The organism is Ruegeria sp. BI12, assembly GCF_056537985.1.
This window is the reverse complement of sequence record NZ_JBQFSL010000001.1, coordinates 2,523,461-2,545,738: the sequence shown is the minus strand read 5'-3', so window position 1 is coordinate 2,545,738 and position 22,278 is coordinate 2,523,461. Positions and strand designations below refer to the sequence as shown.

Here is a 22,278-nt window from a genome sequence, read left to right as displayed (position 1 = left end):
GTTTCGACGTCGGGTTGCTCGTTGTCGAAAGCTGCGGTCCCTCGACTTTTCCAACCGCTCTTCCAACCCCGGCAGGAACGTGGCTGAACCTTCGCGTCTGGCCAGTCTGCGTTCCCGTCTCCTAAAGCGATACGCCTGCGTTCTGCACGACGAACTGCAATAGATGTTTTTGGGGCGGTATTTGGGCTGAAACACCTGCGTACATCACCGGCAGTTTGTTTCTCGCGGCGGCGGTGTGATGTCCGACTTGCGATACTTGCCCACATTGCGCTGTTGCCAGAAGTGCGCGACCAGTTTGATCCGCGCCCGGTGCCGCTGCATTCGAGTACTATCGCCACTGACAATGGTACGCACGGCGTCCGCAGTCCAAGGATGTTCCTCTACGAACCGCTCTGCCCTCTGGCCGAACCTTCCAATGAGCAGGTTGCTGACCATATGTGGAACACCGCTAGATCCACTAAATCCTTGGAAATCAGAGTTTTTCTGCAGGTACCGGAATGCACCCGCCAGATCAGTTTCGAACATTTTGGCCGCAATAGCCTGCACAGCATGTTCTGCGGTTGCTTCACGCGCAATGGTCGGATCTAGAGGCAATGATAATAGTCCCATTTGCAACTACCTGCAGTAGACATTTAACATAATACAAAAAGCAAAGCAAAACACAGAATTGAAAATTCCGCAGAAAACCCAGAGTAAAGATGTTGTTTCATTGAATGGCAAAAAGCCAATCGTCGGGGGGTGCTGTGGAACGCCGCCGCGTCCCGGCTGAAACCTTTAGGTTCCACTTCCCCAGAACAGAATAATGCCCACTGCGCACCAGTGGTGTTTCAGCGGTTTAACGTGTGATCCACCTATAATTCCCGATGCGTTCAATTCCGGCTTCGCTGACTGGGCTGCAGGGCCGAGTAATGCAGCGCGGCTGCAGAAGAGAATTTGTGGTTCACACCGCCCCCATCACCCAGCGGAAAATCTCAGGCTCTCAGTCGACAGACCACCGGTTCCTCCCTATTTTTCCTGAGTGTTTAGCGCCGATTTTGCAAGTGTCCCACGAAAGTGTCCCACCTAAGGGATTGGGACAGTGGGACACCCACCCCTAACGGGGGTCGCTTACGCTCCCCCTTAGGGGGCGTCCTGTCCCAGCTGGGACAGCTTATTTTTATAGCCAAAACGGCCCTCAGAGTGGTTCGTGGGACAGTTTGGGACACCCAGTGGGACACCCCGAAAAAAGTGTCCCACTGGGTGTCCCACGCGTTTTCGCGAAATCACCCATTTTTCGGTGTTTTTCCGTCCAGCCTGTCAGTGCCTAGCGAGGTGATACAATACTTACCTTTGTTATCTTTACGTACCTCGTCACACTTCACCAACAGCTTCAAGTTCCGACCCACAACACCACGGGATAAACCCAAGGTCTCCGTCATATCCCGCTGCGATGGCTTCGGATTGTCTCTCACATATTGTAAGATCCTTACCTCATCCCGCGTCTCAATCTCCTGAGCAACACTGGCATCAATCTCCACAGCCCGAACCGATGACATCAAAACTCCATCGCTGTCCCTTACAGACGAGTGCGTCAACACCTTTGGTCGCCAATAGAGCGGCGGGAAGTTCGAACCCCTCCACTTCATGTGGTGCAGCTTGGCAATGCCCTTATCCATCCACAGCGTGAGGTTTCCGTCGATTGTTCCGTATACTGCGGATCCGCCCCGAGGATTGAGATTATCTTGTTTGGAATTCTTCGCCGGGTGCGATAGCACAACAACCAGAGGCCCTCCCTCCATTTTAGTCAGCGACCTTAAGACTTGATAGTACGAGTGCATCTCGGTGTTGCTGTTCTCATCTTCGCCGTGAAAATACGCCGTCGAGGCATCGATCACGACAAGATCATAAGCGCCGCGTTTCTGCGCCTCGGCTTTCATGAACTCGGCACTGCTTTCATTCATCTGGAACGACCCATCGACCCAGTCGATCGATAGATCCTTGGGATCAACCCCTTGATCCAGACAGGTCTGCACCAGCCTGAGCCGGTTGTCCTCGTTGTTCTCCCCCGCGAAGAACAGAACTTTTCCTGGCTTGACCTCCTGCCCGTCGATGTCCAGACCCTGATCCAACCTGAACGCAATCTCCATTATCACACCGGTCTTGAAATGACCGGGATGAGCGGTAAGCAGTCAGCAACTGCCCCTTTTGCAAAGAAAGACGCCTCACGATATAGGCCGGTGGTTTTAACTCGGACGCGAACTGCTCAGACGACTTGATAGGCATATCGGGCATTTGGGTCTGCCACGGCGCAGGGACATCCGACGGGTCGTACGCATAATCATCATCTTCCAACACCTGATGCATTACGTCCGAGGCGTCGCTGCGGAAATAGGCACGGGCCATCGCACGAGCCTTATTCGGCTGATCCATGATGTGTCCAAGCGGAGCGCCATCAGCGTAATGCACGAGGCTTGTTGATTGGTGAATGTCCAGCCCATGCCGAATATACCAAGCACAGATCCCCATGAGGCTAGCACTGCGATCACCCGGATGGGCAATGCCATCGATGAGCGCGACGTAACGTGCATCGGCCATCCATGTCTCATGAAGGTCTTTAAGCGTTTCGTCCGGATCTTCCGGTGGCCAATCAAGGTCAGGAAGGTCGTCGTCGCTTGTTGTCGGCGCGTCGCTCGTTTGGCGTTCCGGAACAGTAAGTGCTTCAATCGTTTCGTGGGCCAGCGGAGGCCAGGTGCTGTCCGCATGGTAAACCTCGGACATCACCGGGTCTTGGGAATAGCCCTTTTCGATTTTCGATAAGGAAGGCCAGTTCCACGTTCCCGCAAGTCGGAACAACCGGTTCGTATTTTGTGTGCCCTTACAACTGATGTCGTCCAGCGATCCGAGGAAGAGGTTTAGCCTTTTGTTCAAATCCTCAAACTTAACCCGGCCCATGTCGGGCGTTGGATTGCGCCACATGACTTGGACGCCATTGCCGCTGCTCAGGACAAAGCCCATCAGCATATTCGGAAGACCGTTGATTTCTTGGGCGGCTGTTCTGAGGCGGTGCTTTGCTTCTTCGTGTTTGCCAGCGCCCAAAGGTACGGGATCCAGATCCGCGTGAAAAAAGTCGTGGGACGCAATGTCTTCCTTTTTGGCCTTGGTCCCTTTGAAGCCAGACTTCACCGGGTTCACCTCGAAGTAAACATTGCAGCGTTCCTGCATATTCCACTTTTCTATCCAGACGCAGGCTTCGGCCCAATCCGCATCATTGCTGACATCTACCGTCAGAGCCTCTAAGACGCTGTCCCTGTCATCCTTTCCGCGCTTTGGTCTGATCGCCACGAAATGATGTTTGTTACGCATTCCGTGAAGGAATTGGCGGGTTTGTGTCAGGTCTAAACTGACGAAATCATCTTTGGGTGCCATTGTTGCTCCCCCTAGTTTCGGGCGCTACAATCCACCTGCATAATGGGTGAACGCAGCACTTGTGTGTTTCATTTGAACGGCCCTGATCCTGAAACGGTCAGGGTCGTTTTTCGATTTTGAAGAGCGGAAATCGTGCAGAACTTTCGGACAAGAGACGCGGGCTATTGAATTGCAGAAACGCAATCATCGGGGGGTGTTTGGGCGATTGCCCAAAACCGGTTTCTGAACCCTGATACGCAATAGTGAGTGATAACCGCGCGGGGCGCAGGCGCAGGGGCATCTCTTTACCATAGAGCCCTGAGTTATGCCGCGCTGCCGACGTAGTTCATCTCCAAACACTGCAGGAGGTCGAGGCCGCGATAACGCGGAGGTGCTTTGGGAAAAATCCTCGTGACGCGAGGTCCGACTTCCTCTGAACGCCAGCGGCGCAGCGTTGGCTCTGCGACGCCGAGTATCTCTGCAGCCTCGGTCGTCGTATACAACCTGTCACGCATGATGCGCCCATCGGTGTCATACAGTGGGTGTTGGATTTGATGGTTATCCTTCATTGGTCATAACTTCCTCGGTTCGGGCGGAAGTTTGGGCCAATTTGGATACAGATGTAGCTTCGCTTCCGCAAAGCTACGCGCCACAGGGCGTAGCCGGATAAAGGAGGCTTGCCAGTTTTTCGGTCCCTTTGTCGAACCTGCTGGGTTGCCGTCATCCGCGCCTCTCATCGCTGAGAGAAATTAGCTGCTTTCGAACTGCCGGGCAGTTCTTCCTCCAATTGGGAAACCCTATCGGGTCGCGGCGACAAAGGTCTGTGGCCTTTCACCTAAAAATACGTTGGTTAGATGCGCATAGCAACAGGATAAGCTCTCATGATCGCACCGAAATTAGAACCTTGCGCGAAAAAGGGTTGTCCCGTGCGTGACCGCTATGGTCACCCAAGTGCCGAAATTCTTCTAAGATATTGAAAAGATGGTGCTGCTGGAGAGAATTGAACTCTCGACCTCTCCCTTACCAAGGGAGTGCTCTACCTCTGAGCTACAGCAGCGCTGTGGGCGGGTGATTAGACTCAAACGAAACGGGGCGCAAGGGTGTCTGGACGGTTTTTTTCGTCTCCTGTAGAGAAAGACAATGGCAGACAAAAATTCACCCAAAAAACACGGTAAATCCGGGGACGCGCGCGAAGAACGGCTTAAGGCCGCGCTCAAGGCAAATATGGCACGGCGCAAGGCGCAGGCTAAGGCGCGAGCAGCTTCCGAGGACAAGACCGGCAAGGACGAGGGATAAGAGCAGATGGATTCGATTTTGGTGACGGGCAACGGGCCGCTGAACGGTCAGATACCGATCGCGGGGGCCAAGAACGCATGTCTGACGCTGATGCCCGCAACTTTGCTGAGCGAAGAACCGCTGACGCTGACAAATGCGCCGCGGCTGAGTGACATCAAGACAATGACTGCGCTGTTGCAATCGCTGGGGGCCGAAGTGTCCTCGTTGCAGGATGGGCAGGTGCTGGCGATGTCCAGCCATGACCTGACCAGTCAGACGGCGGATTATGAGATTGTGCGCAAAATGCGAGCATCCAATTTGGTGCTGGGTCCTTTGCTGGCGCGTTTCGGGCAGGCCGTCGTGTCGTTGCCGGGCGGCTGCGCCATCGGCGCGCGTCCGATGGACCTGCATGTCGAAGGACTTGAAGCGCTGGGCGCGGAAATTGAACTGAAAGACGGTTATCTGCACGCCAAAGCCCCCGGTGGGTTGAAGGGCGCTGTGCATGAGATGCGCTTTGCCTCGGTGGGTGCGACCGAGAACATCGTCATGGCTGCGACGCTGGCTAAAGGCACGACTGTTCTGAAGAACGCTGCACGCGAGCCTGAGATCGTCGACCTGGTCGAATGTCTGCGCAAGATGGGTGCACAGATTTCGGGCGAGGGGACCTCGACCGTCGAGATTCAGGGCGTAGATCGCCTGCATGGTGCAACGCATCAGGTGGTAACTGACCGAATTGAACTGGGCACCTATATGCTGGCCCCTGCGATGTGCGGCGGTGAGGTTGAGTTGTTGGGTGGAAGGATGTCTCTGGTCGAATCCTTCGCGGCCAAGCTGGATGCGGCAGGCGTGCATGTCGAAGAAACTCGAAATGGCCTGAAGGTTGCGCGCAAGAACGGTCGTGTCAGTGCCGTGGATGTGGTGACCGAGCCATTCCCCGGCTTTCCGACTGACCTGCAGGCACAGATGATGGCGCTGATGTGCACGGCCGAAGGTACCTCGGTTCTGGAAGAGCGTATTTTCGAGAACCGCTTTATGCATGCCCCCGAATTGGTGCGCATGGGCGCAAATATTGAAGTACACGGTGGCACGGCCACCGTGACCGGAGTTGAACGCCTGAAAGGCGCGCCCGTAATGGCGACGGATTTGCGGGCCTCGGTGTCGTTGATTCTGGCCGGTATGGCGGCCGAAGGGGAAACGACGGTCAGCCGGGTCTATCATCTGGACCGCGGATATGAACATGTGGTGCGCAAGCTGGAAGGCGTGGGCGCAAAGATTGAACGGATCAAAGGCCAATGACAGACGCAAGTTTCGAAGACGGACGCGAAGCCCCACTGAACCTGGGGGCCGAGGATGCTGATGACCTGCAGGTGATCTCGACCCTGGCGCAGGACGCAGTCTTCCCGATTACCGAGATGACGTGGCGACCTTCTGAACGTCGCTTCGGTTTACTGCTGAACCGCTTCCGCTGGGAAGACAAGGACGCTGCCGCGCGCCGGGATCGGCCATTCGAACGGGTGCAGGCGGTTTTGGTTGTCGACTCGGTCCTGTCAGTGGCCAGTCAGGGTGTCGACCGCAGCGATAAGGACATGGTGATGTCTCTACTTTCGATCGATTTCGAAGCCGGAGAAGATGGCGCCGGGCAGATTACGCTGACGCTGGCAGGCGACGGTGCAATCCGCCTGTCGGTCGAGGCGCTGGATGTCACCCTCAAGGATGTGACTCGGCCGTATCAGGCCCCATCGGGTCAGGCACCGTCTCATCCGGAATAAGCGCGGCATAGCGCAGGCATTCACCGGGCCTCCACAGGGCCTGGTGTTGCGGCGCGCGACCGTGTTCGATGTGTTCGATCTGAGCCGTGTTCTGATCCGGTCAATTACCGGGCTTTGTAAGGCAGACCATCAAGATGATCCTGAGGTGGTTGCCCAATGGATCGCAAACAAGGATCCGGCGACTATCAGGGGCTGGATCAGGAACGGGGCACAAATCTGGCTTGCCGAGAATAACGGGCAGCCTGCAGCCGTTGGTGGGTTGACCGAAGCTGGAGAAATCACCCTGTTGTATATTGATCCCGATCACACCGGTTGCGGTATTGGCGGGGCTTTATTGAAGAAACTTGAGCAGGAGCTTATCGCTCTGGGGTGCGCTGAGGGACGGCTTGAGGCCACCCGAACCGCTCAGGGCTTCTATTTACGTTACGGCTGGCAAGCCACCGGAGGGTGCAGTCAGCGCAATGACTTGTCCTGTCTGAACATGCGCAAATCGCTGAACCTGCAGGACTGAGGGTTGAGGCCAGCCCATCCGGACGATATGTCCCGATCAAACGCTCCGGAGTGCCAGAACATGCCTGTCTTCCTCGACACGACGTCGTCCGAATTCGAGACCGCCTTCACAACGCTGTTGTCCGCCAAGCGCGAGGACAGCCCGGATGTGGATGCCGTTGTCGCCGGGATTATCGAAGACGTGCGGACACGTGGCGATGCGGCGGTGATCGAGCTGACCGCCAAGTTTGACCGGCTGGAGCTGACACCCGAAACACTGGCCTTCAGCGCCGAACAGATAGCCGAGGCCGTGGATCAGGTCTCCTCCGAAGATCGGGCTGCTTTGGAGTTGGCCGCTGTTCGCATTAGATCCTATCACGAAAAGCAGTTGCCAGAGGATCACGAGTGGACAGATTCGTCGGGCGCAACGCTGGGTTGGCGCTGGTCTGCTGTGTCGGCTGCCGGTCTCTACGTGCCCGGCGGGCTGGCATCTTACCCGTCTTCTGTGCTGATGAACGCAATCCCCGCGAAGGTCGCAGGGGTTGAGCGTCTGGCCATTGCCGTGCCGACACCGGATGGACAAGTGAACCCGTTGGTCCTGCTGGCGGCGCAGCTTTCCGGTGTGGACACGATCTATCGTATTGGCGGGGCACAGGCGATTGCCGCACTGGCCTATGGCACCGACACAATTGCAGCGGTCGACAAGATCACGGGTCCGGGCAACGCATTTGTAGCCGCCGCCAAGCGCCGCGTATTCGGGAAGGTTGGCATCGACATGATTGCCGGTCCGTCCGAGATTCTGGTCATCGCCGACAAGGACAACGATCCTGACTGGATTGCACTGGACCTTCTTAGCCAGGCAGAACATGACGAAAGCGCGCAATCGATCCTGATTACAGATGACGCAGGATTTGGACACGCTGTCGCCAAAGCCGTCGACAAACGCCTGGAAACCCTGCAGCGCCGCGCCATCGCGGGTGCAAGCTGGCGTGATTTTGGCGCGATAGTCACCGTACGTGATCTGGACGAGGCGGCGGCATTGTCGAACCGCGTCGCGCCCGAACACCTGGAGCTGTGCGTGGCGGACCCAGTGGCGCTGAGCGCTAAGACTGTCCACGCCGGGGCGATCTTTCTGGGCCAGTACACACCGGAGGCCATTGGCGATTATGTCGGTGGCCCCAATCACGTGCTGCCAACAGCGCGTTCGGCCCGTTTCTCGTCCGGCCTCAGCGTGATGGATTTCCTCAAGCGTACGACGCTGAGCCAGATGACACCTGAAGCACTGCGTGCGATTGGACCCGCAGCCGAGCAGCTGGCCCACTCCGAAAGCCTTGAGGCGCATGGACTTTCAGTAACGGCGCGGTTGAAGCGTCTGAACGGCTAAATCCTTATGGCATAAGGGTCACACCCGCCGCGAACCTGCACAGGTTATCTGGGTAGGGACTTGAAACAACCGGTTGTTCAACGGCGCCTTGACCGAAGAACCTGACGCATAGGAGCCAGACTTGGAACGCGTGGCAACACTCTGGATCGGCAAGCGATTTAGTTTTCTAGAGCATTTGTGCCTGAAATCCTTCGCGGATGTGGACCAGAAGCCGATCGTCTACCACTATGGCGACCTAGAGGATATTCCGGATTACATCGAGGAACGCGACGCACGCGAAGTTTATGATACTTCCGAGATTTACCGCGATCCGATCGCCCGGTCTGTAGCCGTCCACGCGGATCTGTTTCGACTAAAACTACTGCAGAAAACGGACTATATCTGGGCGGACGCGGATATCTACGCGCTACGCCCATTGGCGGCAAAAGACGGATATCTGTTCCCGCGTGGCAACAAGAAAAACCAGCGGCTGATCAACAGCATCATGGCCTTTCCGGACAACAGCACCGCTCTTCAAGCTATGTGCGAATTTGCTTTTGATAGCAATCTGGTACCGCCCTGGTGGCCCGTCGAAAAGCAGCAAGCCTATTTAGAGCTCTACGGAAGATCGACCTATTGGAGCCTTCCTCTCTTTAGTTTGGGACCGCCAATGCTGTATCACTACATCAGTCTGAGCGGCGAAATGCAGCATGCGACCCCGCGCGCCGACATGTACGCTTTGCCGCCGCGTCATCGAAGGCTGTGGAACGATCCGGACATGTCCAAACTGGATTTTCTTGACTGGCGGAACAAAATGTCGATCCATTTCCACGGGTCGTGGTTTCGCAAAATGTTTGTGGATTCTGGAACTCTAAAACAGGGAGCGCTTGTGGACCATCTGTTGCGAAAGCACCAGATAGACCCGAATGAACACCCAATTTAGCATTTTCCCGCGTTGTTCAATTTTTTGAGTTGGGATAAGTCTGTCCCGACTTTAACGGACCGCATCCAATGACTCGTATCTCGCACATCGAACTAGATGACCGAAATTTGCCTCCACCGACCCCCGAGATCGAGCAGGAGCGTAAGGTTGCGATCTATGATCTGCTGGAAGAAAACAGCTTTGCGCTGCCTGTGCGCGATGACCGTGTCGTGCCCGATGGACCGTACCGTGTTCAGTTGTCGATCCGCGACAAGCGGCTGGTTTTCGACATCGCCACCGAGGCCGAAGAAAAGGCGGCAGAGTTTCACCTGTCGCTGGGGCCGTTCCGGCAGGTGGTCAAAGACTACTTTCAGATCTGCGAAAGCTATTTCAATGCGGTAAAAACCCTGCCGCCCAGCCAGATCGAAACCATCGACATGGCCCGTCGCGGCATCCACAACGAAGGCAGCCGCGTTTTACAGGAACGTCTTGAAGGTAAGGCTGACATCGACACCGATACCGCACGCCGTTTGTTCACGCTGATCTGCGTGCTGCATTTCGGAGGCTGACGCGTGAAGCCTTTGCCGCAGTCGGTCCTGTTCTGTTGCGACCATAACGCGGTTCGGTCCCCTATGGCCGAAGGGCTCATGAAAAAGTTCTACGGCACCGGCACCTATGTGCAGTCCGCCGGTGTGCGAAATGACCTTGAGATTGATGGGTTCTGCATCGCGGTCTGTCAGGAAGTTGGTGTTGAGCTGTCCCGCCATCGGTCACGCTCGTTTGATGAAATGCAAGAATGGGGCGATGACCTCAGTTCGTTCGATCTGATCGTTGCTTTGTCACCTGCCAGTCAGCGTCAGGCGCTGGAGTTGACACGGATTTTTCACCTGGATGTCGATTATTGGCCAATAATGGACCCTACCGGACTGGGCGAAAGCCGCGCAGACAAGTTAATTCACTACCGACAGACCCGCGACCAGATCATTCAGCATCTGAAAGGCCGCTGGGGTGAACCAACGGAGTGACCATGAACAAGACCGTCAAAACCTATTTCGAGGCTTTCAACGCAGGTGATGTCGATGGCATGCTGGCCTGCCTGTCTGATGACGTGGCGCATCACGTGAATGAAGGCCAGATCCGCACCGGCAAGGACAAGTTCACGGCCTTCTGCGCCCATATGAACCGCTGCTACCGGGAAAACCTGACCGATATCGTGTTGTTCGAAGCCGAAAACGGCACCCGCGCGGCAGCCGAGTTTATTGTGAACGGCACCTATCTACAGACGGATGAGGGGTTGCCCGAAGCCCACGGTCAAACCTACCGCCTGCCGGCCGGATCGTTTTTTGACCTCAAGGACGGCAAGATCACCCGCGTCACCACCTTTTACAACCTTGCCGACTGGACCAAGCAGGTTTCGAATGGCTGAGGTCACGTCTGTTCGTCCCCTGACCGGGGCGGCGCTGACGGATGCCTTGGACGACGTGGCGCGTCTGCGGATCAAGGTGTTTCGCGCATGGCCATACCTGTATGATGGCGATCTCGACTATGAGCGAACTTACCTGCAATCCTACCGCGATAGCGACAAAGCGGTCGTGGTGGGGGCATTTGACGGCGACCGCCTGATCGGGGCGTCGACCGGGGCCCCTCTGACCGACCACGCTGACGATTTCGCCACTGCTTTTAAACGCACAGGGTTTGATCTGAACGAAATCTTCTATTGCGCCGAGTCTGTACTTCTATCGGACTATCGAGGGCAGGGCGTAGGCCATAAGTTCTTTGACCTACGCGAGGCACATGCGCGCAAGTTGGGCTACGTAAAATGCACCTTTTGCAGCGTGCAGCGCCCTGTTGATCACCCGATGCGACCGGATAACTATCGCCCCCTGGATGCCTTCTGGCGCGCGCGTGGATACGAACCGCTACCCGGTGTGATCGCGCAGTTTTCGTGGAAGGATATCGGTGAAGAAGGCGAGACACTGAAGCCACTGCAGTTCTGGGGCAGGGATTTGTGACGCTATTTGTCCGCAATGTGGGGCATTCTGCGTTTTCGCTGCAATCGCGCGAAGGTTAGCTTTTATTCCGGACCTACCATCAGACCAACGGCGTGGGCCCCGGCGATGATGTCGCTGGCGATGAAATGACCGAGCGCACGTAGTTCGGCGTCGGGGGCGACGATATCGGGGACCTGCACCGTGATAAGACCTGCCGCGTGGGCCGCGCGGACGCCGTTGGGCGAGTCTTCGAACGCGACGCAGCTTGACGGATCGTGACCCAGACGTGCGATGGCATGCAGATATATATCTGGCGCGGGCTTGCTGGCAGCGACCTGATCTCCGCCTACTACGTCAGGATAAAGCGCGCTCAGGCCCGCTCGCTCGAGATGCAGATGCGCCTTTTCCGTCTGGGTGCTGGTGGCAATGATGTAAGGTATATCCTGCTCACGCAGGTGTTCTGCCATCGCGCGTGCACCCGGTTTGACGGGGATGCAATCTGCCAGCCGTTGCGCAATTTCGGTATCCCAGACGGCATCAAATTCTTCCAGTTTGATGCGTCCTGCGAGCCCTTCAGCCAAGAGTCGGCGTCCTAGCGCACGGTTCGTGCCGACTAGCCGCCGGAACAGATCGTCGTCTTGCGGCAATCCGAGAGTCTCAAGCGCGGTACGGAAGCCCTCAAAGTATACCCGCTCCGTGTCGAGCAACAGGCCATCCATATCGAAGACGACGGCTAGGGGAGTGGGAAGAGGCATAAATGGTGGCCGCGCTGAGGTTCAGGTGTACGTAGCTTGAATGAACGTTTTCGGGCGAATTGGAAAGGCATCAAAGCGGACAAAACCGCCGTTCTAGTCAAATGCACAAAGGTTCGCTTTCAAAAAAGGTCGTGACACAGTTGTTCAGACCTGGGTCCGGCACATATCCAGAAATGCAGTTACCAGATCCGTCTGCTGCACGGACCTTGCGATGGCAATGGCGACCTCGAAGTGGCCAATCTCTTGCGCGAGCGGACGTGTGACGACAGCATCGCCTTCAATCGTCAAATTCCGGCCAGGCGAGAAGCCAACAAGAGTAAAGCCCAATCCTTTTCCCACATAAGCTTGAACCATTTCGCGCGATTGAGAGGTCAGCGGCACCTCCGGATCAAGACCGGCACCCCGCAACAAGTCAAGATAGCTGGGGCCGGGACCTGCACGCGACACGGAAATGTAGGGAATATCGGACAGATCCTCGAGCTGCACGCTGTCGGCATTTGCCAAAGGGTGCATTGCGGGTAACAAAACCAAAGGCGGCAACGTCTTCAGGCATTCGACATCGAAACGCGTGCTATCAAATCCCTGATTGAAAACAACAAGCGCATCGACCTCTCCTGCATCAAGCGAGGCGACGAGGCTTGGAAAATCATCTTCCACGACTTCGATGCGCACACGGGCATAGTGGTTGCGGAACGCCAGAACCGCAGGCAGCACGACCCGTTGGGCAATGGCGTAGTGCGTCCCAATCCGGATTGTACCGGCTTCCCCCTTGGCCATCTCTGCAGCATGTCGGTCTAGGGCCTTCGCCCGACTTAGCAGAGCTTCGGCATCGGCAAGGAACTCCGCACCTGCACTGGTCAGCCGCATACCCCGTGCGGGAAAACGATCAAACAAGGTCAATCCGGTGACCGCTTCGAGTTTGTCGAGCGCAGAAGAGATCGCCGCAGCGGAGACGTTCAGGTTTCGCGCCGCAGGCGCGATACCGCCGCAGCGGGCGATTTCCGTCAGAAAGGCAAGTTGACGTAGTGAAAATCGAATCATCAGAAAAACCATCCTTTGCGCCAGATTAATTCAGTTTTTCTGATCTTAAGCAATCTCCTACTCTTCTCGCTAGAAAACAGGGAGAGAACCGATGGACATCAGACCTTTGACTGGCGGCCTGGGAGCAGAAATTGTCGGAGCAGATGTAAAAGACGGTGTGCAGTTCGCGGAAATCCAGGCCGCCTTCGCCAAATACTCCGTCATTGTTCTCAGAGGGCAAAACATTGCCCCGGAAGACCACCTGGAATTTGCACGCCGCTTCGGTTCGATTAACGTGAACCGCTTTTTCAAACCTGTCGACGGGCACCCAGAAATTGCAACCGTCCTGAAGGAAAAGGACCAGAAAGAAGCGGTGGGCGAAGGCTGGCACACCGATCATTCCTACGACCAGATCCCGGCGATGGGATCAATCCTGCATGCCATCGAAATGCCCCCCTACGGCGGTGATACACTGTTCGTGTCGATGGGTGCGGCATATGAGGCGCTGTCAGATTCCATACGCCGGTTTCTTGATGGGTTGACGGCCATGCACTCGTCCCGGCACGTCTTTGGCCAGACCACGTTGGATAGCGAAGCGGCCAAAAGCGGAAGACTGGCTAATGCCGAGGCGGCGACGCAAGATGCGCGCCATCCTGTCGTCATCACACATCCGCTCAGCGGGCGCCGTGGATTGTTCGTAAACCCTGTCTTCACCACACACATTGAAGGCCTGACGGCTGACGAATCCGCAGCAATCCTCAATATGCTCTATGAGCATTGCAGACAGCCCGAATTTCAGGCTCGCGTCCGCTGGCAGGAAGGTGACATCACCATGTGGGACAATCGTGCCACCTGGCACAAGGCGATCAACGATTATCACGGTTTCCGGCGTCTTATGCACAGGATTACCGTGGATGGCGTAGCCTTATCGCGTTAGAAGCCCGTTGCTGGCCGTCCAATCGCAAAGGGAACGTGATGCACGAAGTCGCCATCCGTACGCCGCGCAGAATCTGACATATTGGGGTCTTAGCGGGCTTCGCATTTCGTTTGCCGTGTTCGAATGATTTGCCTGTACAGCGCGTGAGCACCGTTATTAGTGTTGCTAAAGATTTACCCATTGAGGATCTCTTGTTCATGAAAGTTGCCACCGCCGCCTACAATCTCGACTGGCTCGACAGTTGGGCGCAATACGAAGACAAACTGGAGCGTTGGGTCTCGGACGCTGCAGGCCAGGGGGCGGAGTTGCTGGTCTTTCCTGAGTATGGAGCAATGGAGTTGTCGACGCTGGACGGAGTGGACGTGGCGGGGGACCTTGAGCGTTCGATCCTCGCGGTTTCTGATCGGATGGAGGACGTGCAGAACCTGCACCAGCGTTTGGCGCAGAACTACAAGACTTACATTCTGGGCGCGTCCGCCCCGGTGGTGGACGGCCCTGATCGACCGGTGAATCGGGCTGCATTTTATGCCCCTGACGGCAAACAAGATCACCAGGACAAACAGATCATGACCCGCTTCGAACGCGAGTCTTGGGATATTGCCGCTGGTGGACCGTTGAAACTATTCGATACGGCGCTTGGCAAGATCGGCGTGCTGATCTGTTATGACAGCGAGTTTCCGTTGCTGGGTCGTGCACTCAGCGACGCAGACCTCATCCTTGTTCCATCCTGCACAGAGGCTTTGTCCGGCTATTGGCGAGTGCGTATCGGTGCGATGTCCAGAGCATTGGAAAATCAATGTGTTACAGTGATGTCGTCTTTGGTGGGCAATAATGAATGGTCCGAGGCCGTGGACATGAATACCGGAACCGGGGGTATATTTGGCCCACCAGACAAGGGCTTCCCTGCGACCGGCGTTCTGACCGAAGGTACCCTGAACCAACCAGGGTGGGCGTATGCCGAGGTCGATTTGTCAGTCATCGCAAGCGTGCGCTCGGATGGTCATGTTCTCAACCGAACCCATTGGGATGAGCAACCACCCCGAGTCGATTCAGTCACATTATCGGCCCTATAGTAGATTCCGCCCTTGAAATAGGGCCGAAATAAGCTCATTTAAGCGCACATCCCGCAGATTCTGCGGGTGCAACTTAAATATGGAGACAACATGGCCAAGGAAGATACGCTCGAATTTCCCGGTGTCGTGAAGGAACTCCTGCCTAATGCGACGTTTCGGGTCGAGCTGGAAAACGGCCATGAGATCATCGCACATACGGCAGGCAAGATGCGCAAGAACCGCATCCGTGTTCTGGCCGGCGATAAAGTTCAGGTCGAAATGACCCCCTATGATCTGACCAAGGGTCGGATCAACTACCGCTTCAAGTAACGCCTGCCGAAATGGCGTTTATCTTAGGATCGGGCAGCCCAAGGCGGCTGGACCTGTTGGCCCAGCTTGGCGTGCAGCCCGATGCAATCCGCGCCCCAGACATCGACGAGACGCCTTTGAAGGGCGAGTTGCCTGTTCCCTATTGCAATCGCATTACGCGTGCGAAAGTGGGGGCGGTTCAGGCGGAAAGCGACGATGTAACTCTTTGCGCGGACACCACTGTTGCGCTGGGTCGCCGTATTTTGGGAAAACCGGAAGATGTGGGTCAGGCGGCTGAGTTCCTGCATGCTCTGTCTGGTCGCCGTCATCGCGTGATAACGTCTGTTGCCGTGCGGCGCGGTGACCGCGTCCTGCAGCGGGATGTCGTGTCCCAGGTCAAGATCAAGCGCCTGTCAGACGTTGAGATCAATGCATATCTTGCGACCGGAGACTGGCAGGGCAAAGCAGGCGCCTACGCCATTCAAGGCCCCGCCGGGGCTTTCATCCCGTGGATTTCGGGCTCGTTTACCGGCATTGTGGGTCTACCTCTGTCCGAGACCGCCGCGCTTTTGCAAGGCATCGGCTATCCCCTGTATAGTGAGGCGCCATGAAGGGTCGAACCATAGTTCTGGATCATATCGAAAACCGCGAAGCTGCCGCCCTTATGGTAGATGGCAAGCTGGACGATTTTCTGATTGCCACAGATGCACCTGCTCCAGGTACGATTTACCGCGCCCGTGCTGATCGACCGGTCAAAGGGCAGGGCGGCATGTTCCTGACCACGCCAGACGGCCCGGCATTTCTGCGGCAGGTCAAAGGGCTCGCGCCCGGTGCCCAATTGTTGGTTCAGGTGACAGGTTATGCCGAACCCGGCAAGGCGTTGCCGGTCACCGACCGCGTTTTGTTCAAAAGCCGCTATGCGATCGTCACGCCTGATGCGCCCGGCCTGAACATCTCACGTTCCATCCGTGACGAAGATGAACGCGACCGCCTTCTTGAGATTGCTCATGAGAGTATGGAGGGCAGCGAGTTTGGCCTTATCCTGCGATCCTGTTGTCAGGGTGAAAACGCGGCTGAAATCGCCGAGGATATCGGCACCATGCGGGCCCATGCGGACCAAGTTCTGAACGATCCGGGAACCGAACCCGAGCAACTGCTGGAAGGTGATGGGCCACATGTTCTTGCCTGGCGCGACTGGACCGATCCGGCTGAGGTCGTGACGCAGCCGGGAAGTTTTGAGACACATGGCGTGCTGGACGCGTTGGACGTGGCCCTTGGGATTTCCGAGCCACTGCCTGGCGGTGGCTATCTTTTCGTTCAGCCTACTCGGGCTTTGGTGGCGGTGGATGTCAATACAGGCGCGGACACGTCACTGGCAGCGGGAACCAAGGCCAATTTCGCCTGTGCCAAGATGCTTGCCCGTGCCCTGCGCGTTCGCGGTCTGGGGGGGCAGATCACTCTGGATTTGGCGCCAATGCCCAAGAAAGACCGTCGTGGATTCGAGGCCTCGCTGCGCGCTGCATTCAAAGCTGATTCCATCGAAACCACGCTTGCAGGCTGGACCCCTCTTGGCCACTACGAACTACAGCGCAAACGCGGTCGTATCCCGTTGTCCGAGGTGCTGAAATGAGCTGCCCCATCTGCGAAGAAGAAACTGTCACTAAGTTTCGACCATTTTGCTCGAAACGGTGCGCTGACATCGATCTGGCCAAATGGCTGAACGGGTCATATGCAGTTCCTTCGCAACGGGAAGAAGACGTCGAAACCGAAGTTTCCGATCCCAAATCGGACCAGCAACGTCCACATTGAAAAAATGTAAAAAAGCCTCTGGACACTGCTTGGTGCAAGTCATAGAAGGCCCCCACCCAACGACAAACGTCGTTCCCGTGCCCGGGTAGCTCAGGGGTAGAGCAGTGGATTGAAAATCCTCGTGTCGGTGGTTCGATTCCGCCCCCGGGCACCATTCCCAACAGGTAAGCTACTGTTTCCCTTCAGCTTTAACTGCTGATATCTGGAGACGTAGACCATGCCGGAAACCAAATCTGCCCCATACACATTTGTAAAACAGGGCATTTATTACTTTTCGCGCCGCGTTCCGACGGATCTTTCTCACCACTACAAAGCTAATCGTGTCATGTATTCGCTTCGAACGAGGTCAGTTGTAGTCGCTACCTCAAGAGCAATACGAGCCGCACAATCGCTTAACGAACATTGGTACCACCTTCGGCTCCTCGACGATGATCTGCCCGGTCGGCATTTGATTCGCTCAAAAATGGACGCTTCTGAAGTGGGCTACTCGGCTTCGACGGAATCCTCAAAAATATCGTTGTTGCTCAGCGAAACAGTATCTGTGTACATCTGCCAAAAGGGCACGGATCGTCCCGCCATGTTTCGTAGAGCCGCAGAAAGAGCCTGCGGATATGTAATCGATACATGCGGCGATAAAGACCTGACAGCGTACACCCGCTCTGACGAAAACACATTTCGCGATGCATTAATTTTCAAGGGCCTCGTTGGCAGCAGCATCACCCAAATCTTCGGCACAGTGAGGTCAGTATTCAATTTTTCGACGGCCGAAATCGGTATTTCGATCAACAATCCATTTGCGGGTGTGTATTACAATAGACAAGAAGGTGTCGAGGATCGCCGACCGTTACCACTCGAAGCGATCAGATCGATTCAAGCGTTGTGCCGGAGCGAGGACGACGATCTACGGTGGTTGGTCGCTCAAATTTCTGACACCGGAACACGACTCGCGGAGGCGACGGGCCTTGGAATCGACGATATTCGTCTGGCCACTCGATTGAACGCCTCGCTACCCGTGAAGACGATTCTTGAAAAGTACGTCATCTGAACGGTCACGATTCACGCCAACCAGCAAGTCGAACAATTACAAAACCCGCGGCTCCGATATGAACCAGTGTGATTAGGACAGATAGCGTGTGCAGCAGCTTGAAACGGTGAGTGTCACCTGTGTCCGTAGCGTTATTGATTGCGGGCATTAGAACCTGCCGTGCGAACACCGTTGTCACAGCGATAGTTCCCATAATTGCGCTGGACACTGAATCTCTGGCGATGAGCAGGATAGTAGCTGGCCATGACAAACAGGTAAAAGTGGGGGAAGGCCCGCCTTATAAGCGGTCCTGCCGCCTCCGCTGCGAGTGCGTTAAAAACAAACGCCGGGAAACCGAAAGAATAGAGTACCGTTCCACCAAGCATGAGCGCAGAAATAAGCAAAGCGTGTTCAAGCATTTGTATTCATTCCTTGATTAGTCACGGCTCATAAATCACCTCGACTCCCTGGCCGAATGATTCACGCTGCTGGCGCGTCGTGGGATCGCATAGGGAACGTTGTCTCTATAGTCGCGGAAACGCTGACCAAATCGCCGTTCTTTTAGCTTCGGTGCAGCAAAGCAGTAGCTTGTCAGCACGAGAGCGAGAGTAAGCTGGTCCGGGGTCCACACTGGCACCGTCCACAGCGTTAAAGCAAAGGAAACGTAGATTGGCTGGCGTATCACGCGGAACAAACCAGTTGTGGGCATGTCTGGGAAAACGGGTTTGGCGTTTCGCATTAATGACATCCGACCCAATGCGCCTGATTGAACCTCGGCCCCTGCGTCCCAGCTGGCTTTAACCAGCAAACCCCAAGACGCTGCATAGAGCGCGCTGATCAGGTAGAATGCCCAGCCCTCTGCCTGCCACCAGATGACACCTGTGGGGCTCCAAAACGCAAAGAGCACAAGCAGTTGGAGCGAGGCGATGATTGCGTACGTAGATGTGCTTAACGTCGCGCTATGGGGACTTGGGACAAGGCCAGAGAGCAATTTCTTGCCGGCGTCCGACAAATGGAATGAGTGCGTCACCGGAAATTGCAGAACCAAAATGGCGTTGACGAATGCGGCGGTTGGCCAAGGCACGGCCCCAAGGCTTTTGCGCATACCAAAATACATGGCCACCACCATGGCAAAAACGGCGGCGGCAAAGATGGTGTGAGTGAAGAACCCAAAACAAAGAGCGAGTATGATGCGACCGGTGTCAGGAGCGGGCTCGAAAACCCCTTTCACCAGCCAGACCAGCCGTTTGAAATGACTATCGCCCGGGCTGATCTTTAAAGCGTATCTTTCTGGTTGAACGGCTTTGCTCCGACCCAAGACGCGATCCGCGAGAACATCGGTCTAAGCGGTAGGAAACCCCGATACGCAAGCTCTAGCAAAGGTAAGATCCCTGGTAACCTTGCGATACGCGCTAACCAACGCCACTTGGGCAAAGCGCCCCAAAGCTCCGTGAAGCCGCGCGCGCCCGAAACGAGTTTTCCGTCCGCTCGTCGTACATGAAACCGACCCAATGCCTCTTGCCGCGTTAGATCGTCACCAAGAGGCACATCAGAATTTGAAACGTCAACAAATCGCAGTCGATCAGCGCCCTTACACGAGGCACAATGCTCAATCTCAACGGAGCAGAGCGGGCAAGATCCGTCGTAGTACACCGTAGCGCACGCGTGATCGGCTTTACCCGATTTGACTGCAACCTCAACTCGTTCCGTTTTGTGCATTGTCTTCGACCTCTACCAGTGGGGTGCGCCAATTCCCTCTCAAGAGCTAGCGCAAATGCTGAAGAAACCAGAGCGCAGCTGCGGCAGCTAGGTGTGGTACAAGGCCGCAACTTTGGGAGCAGCTGTCCAAATTCAATGGCAGAACTGCCCGCAGCTAGAGACTGCAAAGCCAAATTGTGAATCTCTGCTTTGGGCTGACTTCGGTCCTATGCATTGATAATGTGGATGGCCGCAAAGTCCGCAAAGCAGGCATTCATCGCAGATAAAGCGAAGGTCCACTTTGAGCCCCAAGCCGTAATTTGTCTGCGGGCCGCGGATGACCTCACTCTGAAGCTGTGACGTTAGGAATGTTTGCTGAAATTACTTCTGAAGCTTCAATCCAGTAGATTGAAGGAGCGAGTTCGCTTTGAGTTTGGCGGATAATTAATTTACCTGTAACCCACACGGGATCCGCCGTTATGTCGACGCCCTCCGGATATTCTACGGTAATGACTTGATCAGGAAGAGGGGCGGTTGGATGTCGGCAGCTCTGAGACAGTGGAGGTATCAATAAAAAGCTTTTTACGTTTTTGAACTCGAACTCAAGAGGGTGCGCGTAGCCAGCAATCCGAACAAGATCTCCCTCCAGTTTAGAATTCCCTGGTACGCACTCAGCGATCTGCATCGACAGCATGCGATCACTCAAATCTCTCGGCAGGCAACCCGGATTTGATAGGTAATCATTCAAGAAATCAAAGCACTCAACAAGGCGCTCTTCCCGAAGATCAGACCACGAAATCTCCTGTGGTTCGGAGTGAGCGGCCAAAACGGTCAGGACAACTAGGGAGATCGAGCAGCCCGAAAGTCTAATTGTCATTCCGACCGTGCGAAACAGTGAGCGGGCTCTTGTAATCCGGTTCGGTCAATCCTTGTTTGCGCATAGCAATACCGGTCAGGCACTCCCTGATGGTTCGGTTGGCATTCAATGCGGAAACGTAGGTCGGGTCCATTAACGGAGCGAGCTCAACGATTTCAAACCCAATCACGTTTGACTCGGCGCAGAGGCGACGAATTATTGGGAAAACCTCTCGGGGCATCAGGCCACCAGGCTCGGGCGTCCCTGTTCCAGGTACGAATGCCGGGTCAAAGGTGTCGATGTCGAAGGAAATATAGATATGCTCCGGCCCGTCATTTGCCTCGGCGATGACATCTTCCATAACCGCATCCCAGCCGCGTTCTTCGATCTCTGCCATTGTATGATAGCGGAACCCATTCAAACGCATCCATTCAAATGCTTTTTCGTCTGGATAGTATCCGCGCAACGCGACTTGAATAAAGTTTTTACCCTCGACCATGTCTTCTTCGATCAACCTGAAAACAGGCATGCCATGATTGATCAGGTGTCCAAAGCCATATTTTCCGGCATCGTAATGTGCATCGAAATGAACGACGCCCACATTGCCTTTTCCATAAACGTCCGTCATCGCAGCGACGTTTGGGTACATCAAAGAATGATCGCCACCAACAATAAAGGGTATCACATGGTCACCGTCAGCGTGTTGCACTGCCGCTGCCTGACCAACAAAAGAACGGACCGCATGAATTGTGCGCTCGGTGCTCATGATATCGTTCGGGGCGTTTCCGTAATCTACGACTGTCATATCCTGCAGCGGGTCAACCATGACGTGCATATGCGGTTGTCGCCCCCCATACCCGAGATACAATGAGGAGTTTCGAACCGCATTCGGACCGCGCGACGCTCCGCGTGCGCCGGTCCCCATGTCGGTAAAAGCACCCATGATAGCAACGTCAACTTCAGCAGCGGCTAGATCGCCGGGCGTGAATGCTAATGGTTGGTGCAAGAAAGTTGGGAGTTGCATATAGCCTTGACCAGGGAAACGCTGAGGGTCAACAATTCCGGGCTCCCGTCCTTCACGTTCTCCTTCAAAACTTGGTAAAGGAGTGCGCCATGCATTGTAAGTTGGATCTTCAGTGTCCAAAGGAATAACGGGTTGTTCCCCGTCACGGATCGGTGCTTGGGTACCTTCGAACTCGTGACCGTAGATCTGAGCGTTCCCTGCACTGGCAAAAACAACCGACAAAACAGCCAGTACGGAATGGAGCCTATGAAACACCAGAAGTCCCTCCTCAGTTCTTTGCTGTACCAATACTATTGTCGAAATTATGGTTTGAAGCAAATTTTGGCGCGATGGTATCCTTACACTGAATAGTTAAGACGTTTTGGTGGACTAAAGTATTTAAGCGTGCCCAGAGATCTTTTGCTGAACTGAAATTTTGAAGCGAAGCAACTACTTATCCCGCCGGGAGCGAATGACCGCACCAAGCCCTATGCGCTCTAACGGACCGTAGCGTCTGAAAGTCTTCTTCGCCGCAACCTGCGTGGCGTTATTTTACAAATTATGGCGACTAAAAAAGAACGGCGTAAAAAGGTGCATATAGTCATACAGTAAAAGAGATTTG

Annotated in this window: 27 protein-coding genes and 2 tRNA genes; 18 read left to right on the top strand and 11 right to left on the bottom strand. The window is 55.3% G+C overall.

The genetic code is table 11. The features are described 5' to 3' along the window. Window positions 1-204: 204 nt before the first annotated feature. From ACR0AK_RS12860 to ACR0AK_RS12845, 4 genes are all read right to left on the bottom strand, one after another. Entirely contained in the window at window positions 205-609 is a 405-nt protein-coding gene (locus tag ACR0AK_RS12860) for a hypothetical protein (protein ID WP_480793560.1), read from the bottom strand. Between the two features lie 653 nt (window positions 610-1,262). Then, window positions 1,263-2,126, bottom strand: a complete 864-nt coding sequence (locus ACR0AK_RS12855) for an AAA family ATPase (RefSeq protein WP_480793559.1) — start codon at window positions 2,124-2,126, stop codon at window positions 1,263-1,265. A 1,581-nt stretch (window positions 2,127-3,707) separates the two neighbouring features. Beyond that, a complete protein-coding gene (locus ACR0AK_RS12850) occupies window positions 3,708-3,953 on the bottom strand; it encodes a helix-turn-helix transcriptional regulator (RefSeq protein ID WP_480793558.1) in 246 nt (81 codons plus the stop codon). A gap of 413 nt (window positions 3,954-4,366) precedes the next feature. Further along, window positions 4,367-4,441, bottom strand: a tRNA-Thr gene (locus ACR0AK_RS12845). An 83-nt stretch (window positions 4,442-4,524) separates the two neighbouring features. Here ACR0AK_RS12845 and ACR0AK_RS12840 point away from each other — a divergent pair. The 10 genes from ACR0AK_RS12840 (at window position 4,525) to ACR0AK_RS12795 (ending at window position 11,214) form a co-directional block, all read left to right on the top strand. After that, window positions 4,525-4,680: a hypothetical protein gene (locus ACR0AK_RS12840; protein ID WP_170409977.1), complete on the top strand. Its 156-nt coding sequence runs from the start codon at window positions 4,525-4,527 to the stop codon at window positions 4,678-4,680. A gap of 6 nt (window positions 4,681-4,686) precedes the next feature. After that, window positions 4,687-5,955: a UDP-N-acetylglucosamine 1-carboxyvinyltransferase gene (gene murA, locus ACR0AK_RS12835; RefSeq protein ID WP_480793557.1), complete on the top strand. Its 1,269-nt coding sequence runs from the start codon at window positions 4,687-4,689 to the stop codon at window positions 5,953-5,955. After that, on the top strand, window positions 5,952-6,428 hold the full coding sequence (locus ACR0AK_RS12830) for a DUF2948 family protein (protein ID WP_480793556.1): 477 nt from the start codon (window positions 5,952-5,954) through the stop codon (window positions 6,426-6,428). The genes murA and ACR0AK_RS12830 overlap by 4 nt, the downstream gene beginning before the upstream one ends. A gap of 43 nt (window positions 6,429-6,471) precedes the next feature. Beyond that, on the top strand, window positions 6,472-6,939 hold the full coding sequence (locus tag ACR0AK_RS12825) for a GNAT family N-acetyltransferase (protein WP_480793555.1): 468 nt from the start codon (window positions 6,472-6,474) through the stop codon (window positions 6,937-6,939). 60 nt (window positions 6,940-6,999) lie between these two features. After that, window positions 7,000-8,301 (top strand): histidinol dehydrogenase, encoded by a 1,302-nt coding sequence (hisD, locus tag ACR0AK_RS12820; RefSeq protein ID WP_480793668.1) that lies wholly within the window; start codon window positions 7,000-7,002, stop codon window positions 8,299-8,301. 121 nt (window positions 8,302-8,422) lie between these two features. Further along, a complete protein-coding gene (locus tag ACR0AK_RS12815; RefSeq protein WP_480793554.1) occupies window positions 8,423-9,223 on the top strand; it encodes a glycosyltransferase family 32 protein in 801 nt (266 codons plus the stop codon). A gap of 68 nt (window positions 9,224-9,291) precedes the next feature. Next, a complete protein-coding gene (locus ACR0AK_RS12810) occupies window positions 9,292-9,771 on the top strand; it encodes a UPF0262 family protein (RefSeq protein WP_058279383.1) in 480 nt (159 codons plus the stop codon). A 3-nt stretch (window positions 9,772-9,774) separates the two neighbouring features. Then, window positions 9,775-10,227, top strand: a complete 453-nt coding sequence (locus ACR0AK_RS12805) for an arsenate-mycothiol transferase ArsC (protein ID WP_058275393.1) — start codon at window positions 9,775-9,777, stop codon at window positions 10,225-10,227. Between the two features lie 2 nt (window positions 10,228-10,229). Next, complete coding sequence (locus tag ACR0AK_RS12800; protein WP_480793553.1) at window positions 10,230-10,628, top strand: ketosteroid isomerase-related protein; 399 nt, start codon at window positions 10,230-10,232, stop codon at window positions 10,626-10,628. Beyond that, window positions 10,621-11,214: a GNAT family N-acetyltransferase gene (locus ACR0AK_RS12795; RefSeq protein WP_480793552.1), complete on the top strand. Its 594-nt coding sequence runs from the start codon at window positions 10,621-10,623 to the stop codon at window positions 11,212-11,214. The genes ACR0AK_RS12800 and ACR0AK_RS12795 overlap by 8 nt, the downstream gene beginning before the upstream one ends. A 62-nt stretch (window positions 11,215-11,276) precedes the next feature. Here the strand turns inward: ACR0AK_RS12795 and ACR0AK_RS12790 are convergent, their stop codons facing one another. Then, window positions 11,277-11,948, bottom strand: a complete 672-nt coding sequence (locus ACR0AK_RS12790) for an HAD family hydrolase (protein ID WP_480793551.1) — start codon at window positions 11,946-11,948, stop codon at window positions 11,277-11,279. 144 nt (window positions 11,949-12,092) lie between these two features. Continuing rightward, window positions 12,093-12,989: a LysR family transcriptional regulator gene (locus ACR0AK_RS12785; RefSeq protein WP_480793550.1), complete on the bottom strand. Its 897-nt coding sequence runs from the start codon at window positions 12,987-12,989 to the stop codon at window positions 12,093-12,095. A 91-nt stretch (window positions 12,990-13,080) separates the two neighbouring features. Between ACR0AK_RS12785 and ACR0AK_RS12780 the strand changes: the two genes are divergently transcribed. The 8 genes from ACR0AK_RS12780 (at window position 13,081) to ACR0AK_RS12745 (ending at window position 18,120) form a co-directional block, all read left to right on the top strand. After that, the gene (locus tag ACR0AK_RS12780; RefSeq protein ID WP_170559102.1) at window positions 13,081-13,905 is read left to right on the top strand and encodes a TauD/TfdA dioxygenase family protein; all 825 of its coding nucleotides are present in this window, start codon (window positions 13,081-13,083) and stop codon (window positions 13,903-13,905) included. Between the two features lie 197 nt (window positions 13,906-14,102). Then, window positions 14,103-14,978 carry a carbon-nitrogen hydrolase family protein gene (locus ACR0AK_RS12775; RefSeq protein ID WP_170559100.1) on the top strand — a complete coding sequence of 292 codons (876 nt, stop codon included), beginning with the start codon at window positions 14,103-14,105 and terminating at the stop codon, window positions 14,976-14,978. A 90-nt stretch (window positions 14,979-15,068) separates the two neighbouring features. Continuing rightward, window positions 15,069-15,287: a translation initiation factor IF-1 gene (gene infA / locus ACR0AK_RS12770; protein WP_005978431.1), complete on the top strand. Its 219-nt coding sequence runs from the start codon at window positions 15,069-15,071 to the stop codon at window positions 15,285-15,287. Between the two features lie 11 nt (window positions 15,288-15,298). Next, the gene (locus ACR0AK_RS12765; protein ID WP_170559098.1) at window positions 15,299-15,877 is read left to right on the top strand and encodes a Maf family protein; all 579 of its coding nucleotides are present in this window, start codon (window positions 15,299-15,301) and stop codon (window positions 15,875-15,877) included. Next, entirely contained in the window at window positions 15,874-16,896 is a 1,023-nt protein-coding gene (locus ACR0AK_RS12760) for a ribonuclease E/G (RefSeq protein ID WP_170559096.1), read from the top strand. Before ACR0AK_RS12765 ends, ACR0AK_RS12760 begins: the two co-directional genes overlap by 4 nt. Continuing rightward, entirely contained in the window at window positions 16,893-17,075 is a 183-nt protein-coding gene (locus tag ACR0AK_RS12755; RefSeq protein ID WP_170559094.1) for a DNA gyrase inhibitor YacG, read from the top strand. Before ACR0AK_RS12760 ends, ACR0AK_RS12755 begins: the two co-directional genes overlap by 4 nt. 79 nt (window positions 17,076-17,154) lie before the next feature. Next, window positions 17,155-17,229: transfer RNA gene (locus tag ACR0AK_RS12750), tRNA-Phe, on the top strand. A gap of 63 nt (window positions 17,230-17,292) precedes the next feature. Beyond that, window positions 17,293-18,120, top strand: a complete 828-nt coding sequence (locus tag ACR0AK_RS12745; protein WP_480793549.1) for a DUF6538 domain-containing protein — start codon at window positions 17,293-17,295, stop codon at window positions 18,118-18,120. 131 nt (window positions 18,121-18,251) lie between these two features. Here ACR0AK_RS12745 and ACR0AK_RS12740 read toward each other — a convergent pair whose 3' ends face one another. From ACR0AK_RS12740 to ACR0AK_RS12720, 5 genes are all read right to left on the bottom strand, one after another. After that, window positions 18,252-18,518 (bottom strand): hypothetical protein, encoded by a 267-nt coding sequence (locus ACR0AK_RS12740; RefSeq protein WP_480793548.1) that lies wholly within the window; start codon window positions 18,516-18,518, stop codon window positions 18,252-18,254. A gap of 35 nt (window positions 18,519-18,553) precedes the next feature. Then, a complete protein-coding gene (locus ACR0AK_RS12735; protein WP_480793547.1) occupies window positions 18,554-19,417 on the bottom strand; it encodes a methyltransferase family protein in 864 nt (287 codons plus the stop codon). After that, window positions 19,375-19,818 carry a thiol-disulfide oxidoreductase DCC family protein gene (locus ACR0AK_RS12730; RefSeq protein WP_480793546.1) on the bottom strand — a complete coding sequence of 148 codons (444 nt, stop codon included), beginning with the start codon at window positions 19,816-19,818 and terminating at the stop codon, window positions 19,375-19,377. The genes ACR0AK_RS12735 and ACR0AK_RS12730 overlap by 43 nt, the downstream gene beginning before the upstream one ends. A gap of 322 nt (window positions 19,819-20,140) precedes the next feature. After that, window positions 20,141-20,674: a DUF3299 domain-containing protein gene (locus ACR0AK_RS12725; protein ID WP_480793545.1), complete on the bottom strand. Its 534-nt coding sequence runs from the start codon at window positions 20,672-20,674 to the stop codon at window positions 20,141-20,143. Further along, on the bottom strand, window positions 20,664-21,932 hold the full coding sequence (locus ACR0AK_RS12720; protein ID WP_217356502.1) for an agmatinase family protein: 1,269 nt from the start codon (window positions 21,930-21,932) through the stop codon (window positions 20,664-20,666). The genes ACR0AK_RS12725 and ACR0AK_RS12720 overlap by 11 nt, the downstream gene beginning before the upstream one ends. Between the last annotated feature and the right edge of the window lie 346 nt (window positions 21,933-22,278).

What these genes read in the sequence shown, in the direction of transcription:
- hisD (WP_480793668.1), top strand. Translation starts at nt 7,000, where the DNA reads ATGCCTGTCTTCCTCGACACGACGTCGTCCGAATTCGAGACCGCCTTC.
- ACR0AK_RS12740 (WP_480793548.1), bottom strand. Translation starts at nt 18,518, where the DNA reads ATGCTTGAACACGCTTTGCTTATTTCTGCGCTCATGCTTGGTGGAACG.
- ACR0AK_RS12765 (WP_170559098.1), top strand. Translation starts at nt 15,299, where the DNA reads ATGGCGTTTATCTTAGGATCGGGCAGCCCAAGGCGGCTGGACCTGTTG.
- ACR0AK_RS12760 (WP_170559096.1), top strand. Translation starts at nt 15,874, where the DNA reads ATGAAGGGTCGAACCATAGTTCTGGATCATATCGAAAACCGCGAAGCT.
- ACR0AK_RS12860 (WP_480793560.1), bottom strand. Translation starts at nt 609, where the DNA reads ATGGGACTATTATCATTGCCTCTAGATCCGACCATTGCGCGTGAAGCA.
- ACR0AK_RS12795 (WP_480793552.1), top strand. Translation starts at nt 10,621, where the DNA reads ATGGCTGAGGTCACGTCTGTTCGTCCCCTGACCGGGGCGGCGCTGACG.
- ACR0AK_RS12730 (WP_480793546.1), bottom strand. Translation starts at nt 19,818, where the DNA reads ATGCACAAAACGGAACGAGTTGAGGTTGCAGTCAAATCGGGTAAAGCC.
- ACR0AK_RS12855 (WP_480793559.1), bottom strand. Translation starts at nt 2,126, where the DNA reads ATGGAGATTGCGTTCAGGTTGGATCAGGGTCTGGACATCGACGGGCAG.
- ACR0AK_RS12725 (WP_480793545.1), bottom strand. Translation starts at nt 20,674, where the DNA reads ATGACAATTAGACTTTCGGGCTGCTCGATCTCCCTAGTTGTCCTGACC.
- ACR0AK_RS12745 (WP_480793549.1), top strand. Translation starts at nt 17,293, where the DNA reads ATGCCGGAAACCAAATCTGCCCCATACACATTTGTAAAACAGGGCATT.
- infA (WP_005978431.1), top strand. Translation starts at nt 15,069, where the DNA reads ATGGCCAAGGAAGATACGCTCGAATTTCCCGGTGTCGTGAAGGAACTC.
- ACR0AK_RS12780 (WP_170559102.1), top strand. Translation starts at nt 13,081, where the DNA reads ATGGACATCAGACCTTTGACTGGCGGCCTGGGAGCAGAAATTGTCGGA.
- ACR0AK_RS12790 (WP_480793551.1), bottom strand. Translation starts at nt 11,948, where the DNA reads ATGCCTCTTCCCACTCCCCTAGCCGTCGTCTTCGATATGGATGGCCTG.
- ACR0AK_RS12830 (WP_480793556.1), top strand. Translation starts at nt 5,952, where the DNA reads ATGACAGACGCAAGTTTCGAAGACGGACGCGAAGCCCCACTGAACCTG.
- ACR0AK_RS12800 (WP_480793553.1), top strand. Translation starts at nt 10,230, where the DNA reads ATGAACAAGACCGTCAAAACCTATTTCGAGGCTTTCAACGCAGGTGAT.
- ACR0AK_RS12850 (WP_480793558.1), bottom strand. Translation starts at nt 3,953, where the DNA reads ATGAAGGATAACCATCAAATCCAACACCCACTGTATGACACCGATGGG.
- ACR0AK_RS12840 (WP_170409977.1), top strand. Translation starts at nt 4,525, where the DNA reads ATGGCAGACAAAAATTCACCCAAAAAACACGGTAAATCCGGGGACGCG.
- ACR0AK_RS12810 (WP_058279383.1), top strand. Translation starts at nt 9,292, where the DNA reads ATGACTCGTATCTCGCACATCGAACTAGATGACCGAAATTTGCCTCCA.
- murA (WP_480793557.1), top strand. Translation starts at nt 4,687, where the DNA reads ATGGATTCGATTTTGGTGACGGGCAACGGGCCGCTGAACGGTCAGATA.
- ACR0AK_RS12775 (WP_170559100.1), top strand. Translation starts at nt 14,103, where the DNA reads ATGAAAGTTGCCACCGCCGCCTACAATCTCGACTGGCTCGACAGTTGG.
- ACR0AK_RS12785 (WP_480793550.1), bottom strand. Translation starts at nt 12,989, where the DNA reads ATGATTCGATTTTCACTACGTCAACTTGCCTTTCTGACGGAAATCGCC.
- ACR0AK_RS12755 (WP_170559094.1), top strand. Translation starts at nt 16,893, where the DNA reads ATGAGCTGCCCCATCTGCGAAGAAGAAACTGTCACTAAGTTTCGACCA.